The following is a 13,259-nucleotide window of genomic DNA, read 5'->3' on the forward strand; positions in this document are numbered from 1 at the left end:
CACCCCCTGGATGCCTGCCTGCCGCATGGGAAACAGCGGCCCGCTCAACAACCCTTGCACCATGACGACTTACCGGAAAAACAGCCGAAAGACCCTCCTCCTCACCCTCTCCACCGCCGCCGTGGCCGGCTCGCTGGCCGTCGCCGGGCCCGTCGGGGGTGCGCGGGCCGTCGAGGGTGGGGGTGGGCTGAAGTGGCAGCCGTGTGCGCAGGCCGGGGGGCCCGCGGGGCAGGAGTGTGCGGAGTTGGAGGTGCCGCTGGACTACGGGAAGCCCGATGGGCGGCAGTTGACGCTCGCCGTGTCGCGGGTGCGGAGCGAGAACCCGGCGGCGCGGCGCGGGACGTTGCTGTTCATCCCCGGCGGGCCCGGCGGATCCGGGGTGCAGGCGCTGACCAGGAAGGGCAACGCGTTGCTCCCGGAGCTGGACGGGGCGTACGACGTCGTGAGCTTCGATCCGCGCGGGGTCGGCGGCAGTACGACGGCGAGTTGCGGGCTCGAAGCCGACGACCGGTATGTGGCGAAGCTGCGGTCGTGGCCCGGCGCCGACGGGCGGATCGGCGAGAACGTGGCCCGCTCGCGCCGTACCGCCGAGGCATGCGACGAGAACGGGGGCGCGGTGCTGCGGAGCTTCACCTCCGCCAACGAGGTACGGGACATCGAGCGGTTCCGGCAGGCGCTGGGGGAGGAGAAGCTGTCGGCGTGGGGGACCTCGTACGGTACGTACATCGGTGCCGTGTACGCGCAGAAGTACCCGGAGCGGACCGACCGCTGGGTGCTGGACAGCAGCGGTGACCCGGACCCGACGCGTGTCGAGCGGGGCTGGATGGCGAACACGTCGAGAGCCGTGGAGGACCGCTTCCCCGACTTCGCGGCCTGGGCCGCCGACCCGGAACGGGACGACGAAGGGCTGCGGCTGGCCGAACGGGCCGAGGACGTACGGCCGTTGTTCATCGCGCTCGCGGCGGAGCTGGACCACGCGCCCAAGGAGTCGACCACCGAGGGCAATCCGCTGACCGGCAGCATGCTGCGGCAGGCGTTCCTGAACGGCCTCTACAGCGACTCGGTCTTTCCCCAGCTCGCGCGGCTCGTCCAGGCGGCCCAGGACCCGGCCGCCAAGCCCGTCCTGTCCCCGGACATCGCCCAGCCGATCCGTGACGAGGACGCGTCGGTCATGATCGCCGTCGTCTGCAACGACGTGCGCTGGCCGTCCTCCGTGGGCGGATACGCGCGGGCCATGAAGGAGGACCGCGCCCGTTATCCGCTCACCGCGGGCATGCCCAAGAACGTCCTGGCCTGTGCCTTCTGGAAGAGCGGTCCGGCGGAGAAGCCGACCCGGATCACGGACCGGGGCCCGTCCAACATCCTGATGATCCAGAGCCTGCGTGACCCGTCCACCCCGTACTTCGGCGCTCTGAAGATGCGTGAGGCGCTGGGCGACCGGGCCAGGCTCGTCACCGTCGACCAGGGCGGCCACGGCATGTACCTGGCCAACGGCAACGCGTGCGGCGACAGCAAGGTCACCACGTTCCTGACGACGGGCGAGCGCCCGGAGCGGGACGTGTACTGCGCGAGTTGAGCCCTGGGCCCGGCCGCCCTGCACAGTCGTGCCGGTGCCTTCCGGGTCTTCCTAGCCCGACATGCCGAACAGCTGGGTCCAGTACGTCCCGGCCTCACCGCCGCCGCGGAAGCCGATGCCTATGTGGGTGAAGTCCGGCTTGAGGATGTTGGCGCGGTGTCCGGGGCTGTCCATCCAGCCCCGGACCACCTCGGCGGCGGAGCGCTGGCCGCACGCGATGTTCTCGCCTATGCCCCGGTGGGTGCAGCCCGCGGCGGCGGCCCGGTCCCAGGGCTGCCGCCCGTCCGGGCTCGTGTGCGAGTAGAAGCCCCGCGCGACCATCTCGTCGCTGTGCGCCTGCGCGGCCGTCGTCAGCCGGGGGTCGCCGGCCAGCGGGCGCAGACCGGCGGCCGTACGCTCCCGGTTCGTGAGCGCGACGACGTCGGACGCCACGGACGCCAGGCCGTGCGGGGTCAGCGGGCGGGCCCACACCGCCGTCCAGAAGATGTCGCCGCCGGGGGCCGGGGCCCGGCCGAGGCCCATCTGCGAGAGGGCCGGGTCGCGGACCGTACGGCCCATGCGCGCGTAGGTCAGGCAGTACGCCAGGAAGTCGGCCTCCGTACGAGGACCGGAGACCAGCTGCTCGGCGACGATCAGATACGCGTATCCCTGGGCCGTGACCCGTTGGTAGAGGGACGTACCCGACCGGGAAGCGGCACCCAGCCGGCCCTCGGCCGCCATGCCGGCGCAGTGCGCCTGTGCGGCCGCCGCGAGGCGGGCGTCGGCCGTGACGGGCGGCGCACCGGAGCGTGAGCGCTCGGCGTTGACGAGGGAGACTATGCCGTCGCCGGGGACCGAGGCGGTGGAGGCGGTGGCCGGGGCGCTGTCCTCGGCCACCTCGATGCCGAAGTCGCGTGCGACCCCCGCCAGTCCGTCCGCGTACCCCTGGCCCAGCGCCCGCAGCTTCCACCCGCCGCCCCGGCGGTAGATCTCCGCGAGCAGCAGGACGCTCTCGTGCGCCGGGCGTGGCGGAGCGAACCGGGCGAGCGGCGGACCCGGTCCGTCCGCTCGCGTCACCGAAAGCGTGGGCGCGGGCAGCCGGCCCAGCGGGACGGCGGGGTCGGCTGCGCTCACGACCACCGTGACCCGGCTCGCCCCGGCGCGCAGCCGCCCCACGTCCACCGTGACCGTGTCGCCCCGCAGACGCGCGCCGGGCGCCGACGGCTGGTTGTAGAAGACGAAGTCCCCGTCACCGGACACTTTTCCGTCGTCGCCGGTGATCAGGACGGACAGATCGAAGGGGCCCGGCACCCGGATCGCGAGGACACCGCCGGGCAGGGACACGTTTCCGCCCGGGATCAGGTCGAGCATCGTGCGGCCCCCTTTCTCCGTTCCGGCCGTATGCGTCGGCTGTCTGTTCCGGACGGTCGACGGTAGAACGCCCGGCGCGAGCGGCCGGGTTCCCGCCCCACCCGTCGTGGCCATCTCTCGCCATTTCGCGCACTCCGGGAACTCGGGCCCGCCACGCCGCGACAACTCACAAGGACCGACAAGAGCGGGGACGGACAACCTGGAGGCCGATGTGCCGAGCGATGTGACCGGCGACGTGAGGAGCGGGGCGACGAGCGGGGCGACGAGCGGCGACTGGTACGACGACGACAGCCTGTGGGTCGACTTCGCCCCCGCCATGTTCTCCGGCGCCCGCGCCGAGACCGTCGCCGAGCTGGTCCGCACCGCCCCGCTGCTGGACTTCCCGCCCGGCTCGCGGGTCCTCGACCTGTGCTGCGGCCCCGGCCTCTTCCTCGTCCCCCTGGCGGCTCGCGGCCACCATGTGACCGGCGTCGACCTGAGCCCGGCCATGCTGGAGCGCGCCGAAGCGGCCTGCCGGGAGGCGGCGGCGGATGTCCGGCTCGTACGCGAGGACATGCTCACGTACGCGGCCCCCGAGAGCTACGACGTGATCCTCAACGTCTTCACCTCCTTCGGCTACTTCGAGGACGCTGACGACAACGCCCAGGTCCTGCGCAACGCGTGGCGGAGCCTCGCCCCCGGCGGCCGGCTGCTGGTCGACGTCATGGGCAAGGAGGTGCTCGCGGGCTGGATCGGCCGTCCACAGGCTGTGGACCTGCCGGACGGTTCGTACATCGTGCAACGCGACACCGTCCTGGACAGCTGGCGCAGGCTCCGCACCGACTGGACGCTCGTCCGTGGGGAGACCGCCCGCACCGCGTCCATCAGGTCGTTCCTCTACAGCGCCGCCGAACTGCACGACCTGTTCGTGGCCGCCGGGTTCGCGGACGTCGAGTGCTTCGGGGACTTCGACGGCGGTCCGTACGACCAGAGTTCGCGCCGGCTGATCGTCCGGGGCCTGAAGAAGTGACGCCCGGCGACGACCGCGTACGGGGCCCGCCTCCGGCCGCACACCCCGTCACCACGTCCGTACGCCACGCTCCACAGTTCTGGAGGACCCGTACGCCATGCCCCAGCTCAGCCCCGCCACCCCCCAACTCACGGTCCCCGTGCACGATCACATCACCGACGCCATGAAAGCCCCGGCCTTCCTCCGGCTCTCCGAGAACGTGGTGCTGGCCCGCTTCGAGACCATGAAGGTGTACGCGGCGCTCGGCGCCGTACGCGCGCTGCTCGAACGCGGCCGGATCGTGCCCGGCCAGACCCTCGTGGACAGTTCGAGCGGCATCTACGCCCTCGCGCTCGCGATGGCCTGCCACCGCCACGGTCTGCGCTGCCACATCGTGGCCTCCACCACCGTGGACGCCACGATGCGCGCCCAGTTGGAGGTCCTCGGCGCCACCGTCGACCAGATGCCGCCCTCGCGGAGCCTGCGGCTCGATCAGGAGCGGCGCGTACGGCACGTGCGCCAACTCCTCGCCGAACGACCGGACTTCCACTGGATGCGGCAGTACCACGACGGAGTCCACCACACCGGCTACCGCGAGCTGGCCGACCTGGCCGCCGCCGCGCTGCCCGGGGAGGACCTGACCGTCGTCGGCACCGTCGGCACCGGCGCCTCGACCGGCGGGCTCACGCGGGCGCTGCGCGCCGACGGCCGCACGGTCCGGCTGGTGGGCATCCAGCCCTTCGGCAGTGTGACGTTCGGCAGCGAGGGCTTCAGCGACCCGGAAGCGATCATCGCGGGCATCGGCAGCTCCATCCCCTTCGGGAACGTGCGGCACGAGCTGTACGACACCATGCACTGGCTCGACTTCCGGCACGCCATGGCCGGTTCGGTCGCACTGCTGCGGCAGCACGCGGTGTTCGCGGGGCTGTCCACCGGCGCCGCGCATCTCGTCGCCGGCTGGGAGGCGGCCCGCGATCCGCGCCGTACGCATCTGGTCCTCGGCGCCGACACCGGACACCGTTACGCGGAGCGGGTGTTCGCGCGGCACGCCGAGGCGTCCGATCCGAGCACCCTGCGGCCCGAGCGCATCGACGAGCTCGCCGAACTCCGCCCGCCATGGGCCGTGTTGGAGTGGGCGGGCCGACCCGCGCCGCCCGCCGCGGTCGTCACGCCCGAGAGCGAGGCGGTCCGATGACCATCGCCGCCCTCGAAGCGCTCTCCTTCGGACTCGGACGCACGGCGCGGGCCGCCCACGCCGCCGGTCACCGGTTCGTCCTGCTGACCGGTGACCGGAGTGTGTACCGCCATGAACTGGCCACCGCGGACGGGGCCTACGGGGTGGACGTCATCGACGTCGACACCTTCGACCCGGTCGCGGTGCGCGACGCGCTCGCGAGCCTGCCCGACCTCGCCGGGCTGATCAACACGACGGACACCTGGAGCGTGCCCGCGGCCGACCTCGCACAGGAACTCGGTCTGCCGGGTCCCGATCCGGAGGCCGTAAAACTGCTTCGTGACAAGGCGCGCGTACGGCGGACGCTGCACCGGTCGGGTTTGAGCGCGGGCACGGCGGTGGAGATCGAACCCCGGCCGGAGAGCGCGGAGTTGGTGCGCGAAGCCGTAGGGCTGCCCGCCGTGCTGAAGGTGTCCGCCGGGACGTCCTCGCGGGACGTGTGGATCGTGCACGACTACGAGGGGCTGCGCGCGGCGCTCGGGGACGCCGAGGAGCGTGCGGGAGGGGTGAGCGGGGCGGGTGGTGCCGGCGGTGCGGGCGGGGCCGGTGGTGCGGGCGGGCTGAACGGGGATCTGTTCGCCGAGCCCTTCCTCGCCGGGCCGCTCTACAGCGCGGAGACCCTGAGCTGGGAGGGGCACACACGGCTGCTGGGAGTACTGAGCCGCCAGACGTCGCGCCGTCCCGCCGTACGGGAGGAGGCCGCCGCCTTCCCGGTGGCTCTCCCGCCCGGCGAACTGGCCGCGATCGAACGGTGGGTGGGCGACGTGCTGGCGGCGGCCGGGCACGAACAGGGCTTCGCGCACGTCGAGTTCGTCCTCACGCGGAGCGGACCCGAGCTGGTGGAGATCAACCGCAGGATCGGCGGCGCCCTGGTCGCCGAGGCCATGTGCCGCACGCTCGACGTCAATGTGTACGAGGCGCTGGTGGACGTCACGCTCGGCCGGCGCCCACGCCTGCTGGACGCGCCGCTACGCCCGACCGGACCGGCCGTCGCCTTCGTCCTCGTGTACGCGGACGAGCCGGGCGTTCTGGAGGGGTGGGCCGGGCTGGAGGGCCTGAACGCCTTTCCGGGCGAGGTGGGTTGGTATCCGGTCCGGGCGGCGGGCGACACCGTGCGGCACGTGGGCGACCAGCGCGGCTGCACGGGCATGGTGCTCGCCGAGGCGCCGACGGCGGAGCTGGCCCAGCACCGGGCGTGGAGCGCGGCGACGACGGTGCGGCCCGTGATGAAGACGGCCGAGCGGGGGTGAGGTGTGCGGCTGCCGAGGCTGCTCCGGTCCGCGTCGAACCTGACGCCGGTGTCGACGCCGAGGCCGACCCCGGTGTCGACGCCGACGTCGGCCTTGACGATGCCCCAAGTCTTCCTGCTCGGGGCCTCGTTCCTGATCACACTCGGCAGCTTCGCCGTCCTCCCGTACATGTCGGTCCTGCTCCACGACCGGTTCGGGCTCGGCCTCGGGGTGGTGGGCGTCGTACTGGCGGTCGCGTCGCTGGTGCAGTTCTCCGGCGGTGTCGTCGGGGCCGCGCTTGCGGCCCGGATCGGGCTGCGGGCGACGATGCTGGTGGCGCTCGCGGTACGTACGGTGGGCTTCGCCGCGTTCGTACCGGGGCTGACCCGGCCGCTCGTCGCGGTGGGCGCGCTGTTCCTGGTGTCGTGCGGGGCGGCGCTGTATCTGCCCGCCAACAAGGCCTATCTGGTGGCGGGTTGCGGGCACGAGCGGCGGCCGGGGCTGCTGGCGGCGAGTGGTTCCGCATTCAACGCGGGCATCGCGCTCGGACCGCCCGCGGCGGCTCCGTTCGTACTGACGTCGCCCGCAGGACTGTTCACGGGCGTCGCGGTGCTGTTCGCGCTGGTGGGGGCGGGGCATGCGCTGCTGCCGCGGGTGGCGGACGAGGCGGGAGGAGTGGAGAAGGCGGAGGAGAAGGCGGAGGAGGGTGGGGCCGAGGACGGCGGGGCCAAGGGTGGCGGGGCCTCCGGTCGACACCTTCCAAGCCCCTCAGCCCTCCCGCCGTTCGCGTTCACCGTGCTCGCCGTCTACGTCTTCATGTTCTTCCAGCACTACCTCGCCCTCTACGCCGTTCCCCGCACCTCCACCGCCTTCTACGGCGCCGTCCTCATGGGCTACGCCATCCTTCTCGTCGTCGCCCAGCCGCTCTTCGCGCGCCGCCTCGCCGCGCTGCCGTACGCGTCCGCGCTCCGGATCGGCTTCGGCGCGATGGCCGCGGGTACGGCGGTGCTCGCGCTCGGCGGGCGGGCGGGGATCGCGGTCGGGGCGGTACTGCTCTGCCTCGGCGAGATCGTCCTCTTCCTGAAGAACGACCTGGAAGCGCTCGACCGGTCCGCCGCCCCCTCCGCGACGGTCTTCGGCAGACAGCGGCTGGCGGCCGGGCTGGGGGCGTTCGCGGCGGCCGTGATCGGCGGGCAGTTGTACGGGGCGGCCGAACGGGCCTCGGCGGTACCGGTGTTCTGGCTGGTCGTCAGCGCGCAGGCGGTGGTGCTGCCCGCGCTGCTGGTGGTGTGCGTGGCGGGGACACGGCGGCGGGCGCGGGCGCGGCGCCGCGCGGGTGGCGAGCTTGTGGGGGCTCGCCACCCGCGCTGACGTGGACGTGCGTGCTAGGCCCTGTCCGGCGGATCTTCGGGGGCCCGGGACGCCTGGCACGGCACCTCGCCGCGTTGTCGCATCATCCAAGTACGTCCAGTACGAGCACGATCCTCCGCCTTGCGATGTACCGCACCGGACGCCCCGGGCTTATCCCCGAAGATCCGCCGGACAGGACCTAGACGGGAACGGCCACCGTCGGCTCCGCCGCCTCCGCGCTCTCGGCTTCCGCGCCCTCGGCCTCCGGCTCCCAGACCGCCGCGAGATCGCGCCGGGCGCGCGCGACGCGGGACCGGATCGTCCCGACCGGGCAGCCCAGGGCGTCGGCGGCCTCCGCGTACGAGAGCCCGATGAGCCGCGTCAGCACGAACGCCTGCCGGCGCCCCGGGTCCATCGCGGCCAGCGCGTCCGCGAGCGCCACGGACTCCTCGAAGCCGGGCAGATGCCGCGGCTGGGCCCGGTCCGCGACGGTCACCCAGTCCGCGGTGTCGGCGATCCGCGGCCGTGCGGCCGCCCGCCGGTAACGGTCGACGACCACACGGCGCGCGATCGCCAGCAGCCACACCCGCGCGCAGGAGCGCCCGGCGAACCGCGCGAGGCTCGCCAGCGCCCGCAGATACGTCTCCTGCGTGAGGTCGTCGGCGCCGCGCACGTCGGCGCTGAGGTGCGCGACGAACCGGCGTACGTCGTCATACGTCGCCCGTACGAACAGTTCGGCTGCTCTGCGGTCACCGAGACCGGCGGCCAGGGCCCACGCGGTGATCTCGGAGTCGTCGGCGGAGTTTCCGACCGAGTCGCCGACGCGCGCACGGTGGTTGGTCGTCGGATGTATGCGGGTGGGGGGTATGTGTGTAGGAGGTACGCGCGTGGGCACAGGTGTGTGCCGGGCAGCAGGTATCACGGAAAGTCCTTCGCGTCCGGGCCGCCGGGCCCGTGGATCGGAGCGGGGGAGTGCGTGGAGTGGGGAAATCGCTCAGGACGGAAGGAGTGGCGGTCCGCGCCGCGACACGACGTGCGGGGCCGGGAGTTGGGCCGGGGGCCGGATCGGCCGGTACGGCACCGGGGGTGCGAGCACCCGGAGATAGGTCGGCGCGCCGCCGCTCAGCACCTCGTGGGCGAACCGGAGCCGCGCGTACGCGAAGCCGTACGCGAACTCGCAGGCGAACAGCGCGAGGGCGCCCACCAGTCGTACGAAGGCGCGGTCGCCGCGCCACAGCCACCAGCCGCACACGAGGCCGGCGAGCAGGTGGGCGCCGAGCATGCCGGAGGTGAAGCCGGAGCTCTGGAGCAGCCCGGACAGCCCGTTCAGGCTGAGGAGTTCGCCGAAGGCCTCGTGCGAGATCTCGCCGCCGTCGGGCAGGGGCGTACCGCCGTCGGTCACAGGCGTACCGGCGTCGCTCGCAGACGTACCGACGCCACCGCGCTCGCCGCTCCCGTGGCCTCCGTGTCCGACGTGACCGCCGGGCGGGAGGGGATGCAGTCCGCTGAACACGGCGTGCAGCAGCAGTTGTCCGGCGACGCTCGCGCCGACGATCACCGCGCCGCCGCGTTCCCTCCGGGACAGCCACCAGCCGGCCGCGCACACCGGCAGGAAGGCGAGGGCGAGGACGCGCGGCGGCAGTGGGCCACCGGACGACAGGGCGTGGCCGAGCCCGGACACCACGACACACACGGCGGCGAAGACCGCGGTGCGTGCGAGGCGGAGTGCGGGTCCGGCTCCCATGGCCGTCATGGTGCCAGCGTGACAGGGCTGTCGGTAAAGCCCACCTGATGGGCATACATCGGATGTTCACGCGCTATGCGGGGACAAGGAGTTGGTGTGATCCAGCTCACATGAAAGCCTCGGGAACTTATCGGGTCCGGCCACCGACACCTCCAACAGTACGACCGCGCACCAATCCGTACGACGGAAGATGACGGAACCGGAGACCGCCCGATGAATCCGCCCCCAGAGCCCGCGACGCCCGACGCAGAGAAGACCCCGGCCCCGGCCCCGGCCTCGCCCATGATCCCCGCCGTTGGCGCCGCCGCCGGCGAAAGCGCCGCCCCGGCCGCCGCCACGCCCTCGCGCGTCACCCTCCGTTCGGACATCCGGGCGAGCTGGCTCGACGGCCTGGTCGCCCTGGTCGTGACGGCCGCCGTCTTCGTCATCCTCTTCATAAGGATCAAGGCGGAGACGTCGTCCACCCTGACGGTCATGCCGTTCATGGCGGACACGGGTGCCTTCTGGATGTACTACCTCAGCCAGGCGTTCGGCTGGTCAGCCCTGCTCTGGGCGTGGGGCACCGTCATCATCGGACTGCTGCTCTCCGGTCCGCGCCCCGCGCGCCTGCCACTCTCGGGCCCCCGCCTGGAGCGCCTGCACCGCACCACCAGCCTCAACACGATCGCGCTCATCGTCGCCCACGCGCTGCTGTTCGCCGCCGAGTTGATCTACCAGGACACGGACGCCTGGCCCTCACGGGTGGGCACCGCCGTACTGGAGACGTTCATCCCCGGCGGCTACAACTCCGGCACCGGCGTCTGGGCCATGCCGATCGGCCAGGCGGCCCTCTACCTCGCCATCCCGCTCGGCCTGCTCTTCTACGTACGCCACCGCATCGGCCCGAAGACCTGGCGGATCCTGCACCGCTTCGTGCTCGTCGTGTACGTCCTGAGCGTGTGGCACACCCTGCTGTACGGCACGAACGTCTGGTACGACGGGGCCTTCCGCAACACCGTGTGGCTGCTCCAACTCCCCATCGCCGCCCTCTTCCTGCTCCGGCTCCTCCGTCCGGCCCGCCGCTCGGAACGCCTCGTGTCGCCGAGCGCGCACCGCGGTTCGAAGGCCGGCTGGAGTGTGCGTCTGACGGGCCGGGTGGCGGCCGTGGCCGTCATCGGTGTCCTGGTCGCGGTGATCGCCTCGGGACGTGACGGCGGGCGTACCGTACCGCCGGAGGACACGTCCTCCACGCACGTGCACGACGACTGACGCCCGGCGACCGACGGCTGGTACGCGCTCACAGACCGACCCGCGCACGCGGCGGTGTCCGGGCCAACCGGGACGGTAGCCGTCCGCCCCGTAACTTCCGCACCTTCTTCACCACCTCTCCCGCCCCCTTCGCCCAGCCCCGGTTCATCGGTCAACCGGGCCCGGCGAAGGGGGCGTTACCCATGTGAATTCCATTCAGTTGCCATGGAGCAGGGCGCGCGGGATCGCCATACTTTCCAGAGGGACAACCCTCGACATGGTCGATTCGGAGCGTGCTGTGATCGACGAGACGACAGCCGGACTGCTGGACGCGGCAGGTCCGCAGATGTACCGGCGTAACGCCTTCCGTATCACCGGCCTGCCCACGAACGCCGACCGGCGGGCCGTGCGGCAGCGTCAGCAGCGCATCACGCCCGCGCTGGAGCTGGGCGCCGACGTCGACCTCGGGCACTCGCTCCCCGTCCGGCTCGACGATGTCCGCGGCGCCTTCGACCGCATACTCGGCGATCCGCGACGTCGGCTGGTCGACGAGCTGTTCTGGCTGTGGGACGCGGCGGCCGACGGTTCCTCGAACGGCGCGGGCGCCGCGACGACAACGGTCACCGCCACGACCACTGCCGCCTGCTCGTGCCCCAAGACCCTGCACCACGACCACGACGCCGCCGTCCGCGCCCACAGCGCCGCACTCGACCTGGAGGTCGAGAACGACGCGGTGTCGGCCGGACCCCAACTCGACGAAGCCGTCCGGCTCTGGTCCAACGCCGCCCGGCTCTGGGGCCAGGTCCTCAGACGCGCCGTCTTCTGGGACCACGTGCGGCACCGGATCGCCGTACTCGACGACCGGCAGCTCGACGAGTCGGTGATCGACACGTTCCGCGACGCGATGCCGGGCACCCTCGTCAAACCGCTCATCGAGCTCGCCGCAGGGGCTTCGGCGCCCGCCGACCGACTCCGGCTCGCCAAACTGGCGCGCGACTGGCCACTCGTACCGTCCGGCATGGTCGACGACCAGCTGGAAGAGGCCGCCGCGCCTCACTACGAGTCGCTGCGCGCGACCGCGAAACGGGCGTCGTCCCAGTTGGACGGGGGGAACTGGGACGGCGCCGCGGCCGAGGTGTACGACCACGCCCTGCCCGCACTGGCGCTGCTGGAGTCGCTCGTCCCGCACGCCCGGCACCGGCGTACCGCGAGCGCCCGCAACGACATCGCTGTCCTGCTCAACAACTGCGCCACCGCCGCCACGGACGGGCTCGGTCCGGCCGCGAACCTGAACGCGTCGAAATGGTTCCGTACGGCGGCCGAACTGGCGACGGACCCGGTCACCAAGCAGACGGTCAGGACCAACCGCGACGGTCTGCGCGACATGATGACGACGTTCAATCAGATCCGGTCCCAGGTCGACCAGTTGGTCGCCGCCGGACAGATCAGCCTGGCAAGAACACTGCTGCTGAACGTCAAACGCCAGTTGGCCGGCGGCCCGGGGGCCGACGAGATCGACCGCATGCTGGCCGGTCTCCGCGATCCGAGGCCGGGGACATACAGTCCGCGCCCCCGGCGCGGGCGGACGCTCGCCTGGGCGCTGTTGGCACTCGTCCTCCTGGGCTTCCTGGTGGCGAAGATCACGGGGGCCTTCGACGACGACGGTGGCAACGACGGCTACCGGCCGCAGGGCGGCACAGTCGTCATCTCCGCGGAGAAGGTGGAGGACAATGACCCGCCGGGCGGGTGCATCGGGAGCAAGTCGGACTGGCGGGTCGGCGAACGCGAGGTGGACGTGGTCCCGTGCGACGAGTCGCACTGGGGTGAGGTGGTGGCGTACGAACTGCTGGCGGACAGTGCGTCCAGATATCTGACGGGGAAGTATCCGGGGGCGGAGCAGGCGACGGCGCTCTCCCGGTTCCGGTGCGAACTCGCCCTGGCGCGGCTCGGTCCGGAGGCGAAGGGGCTGAAGGTGACCTTCACTGTGCCCGGTGAGGACGCCTGGGACCCGAAGGGACCCCTGCTGGACGAGTACACGACGTGTGTGGCGCACTGGCCGGACGACCGGTTCATGACGGAAGAGGACCAGGTGCCGCTGGACGGAACGGTCACGACCGATCCGGCGCTGATGGGCACGTTCGGCCAGCGCATCGAGGACAACGCGCCCGTGGGGTCGTGCGTCCAGACCAAGAAGGACCTGTCCCTCGAGTCGGTCGGCATCCCCATCGTGCCCTGCGAGGAACCCCACTGGGCCGAGATCGTGGCCTATCCCGTCCTGTACCCCGACGGCACCGGTGAGTGGCCGGGTAACGACACCGTCTACGTGCGCGCGAAGTCGGCGTGCGAGAAGGAGACGGAAGGCTATGAGGGCGCCATGGCCCTGAACGTCACCTATCCGGCCCAGGACTGGTGGACGTGGAACGCCAAGGACAGCCCGATATACACCATGTGCGCCCTGTCCTACATGGGCGACGGCACATTCACCGGCGGGCTCCGATGACGCGCCGGTCGGACGGAACAAGCCCGTCCGGCGGAACAAGCCCGTCCGACGCACGACTACC

The 13,259-nt window shown here is 72.1% G+C and carries 10 protein-coding genes; 7 read left to right on the forward strand and 3 right to left on the reverse strand.

Translation table 11 applies throughout. The features are described 5' to 3' along the window. Nucleotides 1-61: 61 nt before the first annotated feature. The gene (locus ACFWHU_RS14850) at nt 62-1,576 is read left to right on the forward strand and encodes an alpha/beta hydrolase (protein WP_387225113.1); all 1,515 of its coding nucleotides are present in this window, start codon (nt 62-64) and stop codon (nt 1,574-1,576) included. Nucleotides 1,577-1,627: 51 nt separating this feature from the next. Here the strand turns inward: ACFWHU_RS14850 and ACFWHU_RS14855 are convergent, their stop codons facing one another. Continuing rightward, a complete protein-coding gene (locus ACFWHU_RS14855; RefSeq protein ID WP_387225114.1) occupies nt 1,628-2,926 on the reverse strand; it encodes a CAP domain-containing protein in 1,299 nt (432 codons plus the stop codon). Between the two features lie 316 nt (nt 2,927-3,242). Between ACFWHU_RS14855 and ACFWHU_RS14860 the strand changes: the two genes are divergently transcribed. The 4 genes from ACFWHU_RS14860 to ACFWHU_RS14875 all read left to right on the forward strand — a co-directional run bounded on the left by ACFWHU_RS14860 (nt 3,243) and on the right by ACFWHU_RS14875 (nt 7,748). Beyond that, nucleotides 3,243-3,935 carry a class I SAM-dependent methyltransferase gene (locus ACFWHU_RS14860; RefSeq protein ID WP_387225150.1) on the forward strand — a complete coding sequence of 231 codons (693 nt, stop codon included), beginning with the start codon at nt 3,243-3,245 and terminating at the stop codon, nt 3,933-3,935. A 97-nt stretch (nt 3,936-4,032) separates the two neighbouring features. Then, complete coding sequence (locus ACFWHU_RS14865; RefSeq protein WP_387225115.1) at nt 4,033-5,109, forward strand: pyridoxal-phosphate dependent enzyme; 1,077 nt, start codon at nt 4,033-4,035, stop codon at nt 5,107-5,109. Further along, nucleotides 5,106-6,398, forward strand: a complete 1,293-nt coding sequence (locus ACFWHU_RS14870) for an ATP-grasp domain-containing protein (protein ID WP_387225116.1) — start codon at nt 5,106-5,108, stop codon at nt 6,396-6,398. Before ACFWHU_RS14865 ends, ACFWHU_RS14870 begins: the two co-directional genes overlap by 4 nt. A gap of 99 nt (nt 6,399-6,497) precedes the next feature. Further along, nucleotides 6,498-7,748, forward strand: a complete 1,251-nt coding sequence (locus ACFWHU_RS14875; RefSeq protein ID WP_387225117.1) for an MFS transporter — start codon at nt 6,498-6,500, stop codon at nt 7,746-7,748. A 178-nt stretch (nt 7,749-7,926) separates the two neighbouring features. On the opposite strand, the gene ACFWHU_RS14880 is transcribed toward ACFWHU_RS14875, so the two are convergent. Together ACFWHU_RS14880 and ACFWHU_RS14885 are read right to left on the reverse strand one after the other, a co-directional pair. After that, the gene (locus tag ACFWHU_RS14880; RefSeq protein ID WP_387225151.1) at nt 7,927-8,580 is read right to left on the reverse strand and encodes a sigma-70 family RNA polymerase sigma factor; all 654 of its coding nucleotides are present in this window, start codon (nt 8,578-8,580) and stop codon (nt 7,927-7,929) included. A 141-nt stretch (nt 8,581-8,721) separates the two neighbouring features. Next, nucleotides 8,722-9,480, reverse strand: a complete 759-nt coding sequence (locus ACFWHU_RS14885) for a hypothetical protein (protein ID WP_387225118.1) — start codon at nt 9,478-9,480, stop codon at nt 8,722-8,724. 204 nt (nt 9,481-9,684) lie between these two features. Between ACFWHU_RS14885 and ACFWHU_RS14890 the strand changes: the two genes are divergently transcribed. Further along, nucleotides 9,685-10,719, forward strand: a complete 1,035-nt coding sequence (locus tag ACFWHU_RS14890; protein ID WP_387225119.1) for a ferric reductase-like transmembrane domain-containing protein — start codon at nt 9,685-9,687, stop codon at nt 10,717-10,719. A gap of 256 nt (nt 10,720-10,975) precedes the next feature. Next, the gene (locus ACFWHU_RS14895) at nt 10,976-13,198 is read left to right on the forward strand and encodes a septum formation family protein (protein WP_387225120.1); all 2,223 of its coding nucleotides are present in this window, start codon (nt 10,976-10,978) and stop codon (nt 13,196-13,198) included. Nucleotides 13,199-13,259: the final 61 nt, after the last annotated feature.

This window comes from Streptomyces sp. NPDC060366 (assembly GCF_042725135.1).
Classification (GTDB): Bacteria; Actinomycetota; Actinomycetes; order Streptomycetales; family Streptomycetaceae; genus Streptomyces.

Excerpts from the sequence above, each read along its gene's own strand:
- ACFWHU_RS14865 (WP_387225115.1), top strand. The coding sequence starts at position 4,033 with ATGCCCCAGCTCAGCCCCGCCACCCCCCAACTCACGGTCCCCGTGCAC.
- ACFWHU_RS14855 (WP_387225114.1), bottom strand. The coding sequence starts at position 2,926 with ATGCTCGACCTGATCCCGGGCGGAAACGTGTCCCTGCCCGGCGGTGTC.
- ACFWHU_RS14890 (WP_387225119.1), top strand. The coding sequence starts at position 9,685 with ATGAATCCGCCCCCAGAGCCCGCGACGCCCGACGCAGAGAAGACCCCG.
- ACFWHU_RS14860 (WP_387225150.1), top strand. The coding sequence starts at position 3,243 with ATGTTCTCCGGCGCCCGCGCCGAGACCGTCGCCGAGCTGGTCCGCACC.
- ACFWHU_RS14875 (WP_387225117.1), top strand. The coding sequence starts at position 6,498 with ATGCCCCAAGTCTTCCTGCTCGGGGCCTCGTTCCTGATCACACTCGGC.
- ACFWHU_RS14885 (WP_387225118.1), bottom strand. The coding sequence starts at position 9,480 with ATGACGGCCATGGGAGCCGGACCCGCACTCCGCCTCGCACGCACCGCG.
- ACFWHU_RS14850 (WP_387225113.1), top strand. The coding sequence starts at position 62 with ATGACGACTTACCGGAAAAACAGCCGAAAGACCCTCCTCCTCACCCTC.
- ACFWHU_RS14895 (WP_387225120.1), top strand. The coding sequence starts at position 10,976 with ATGGTCGATTCGGAGCGTGCTGTGATCGACGAGACGACAGCCGGACTG.
- ACFWHU_RS14870 (WP_387225116.1), top strand. The coding sequence starts at position 5,106 with ATGACCATCGCCGCCCTCGAAGCGCTCTCCTTCGGACTCGGACGCACG.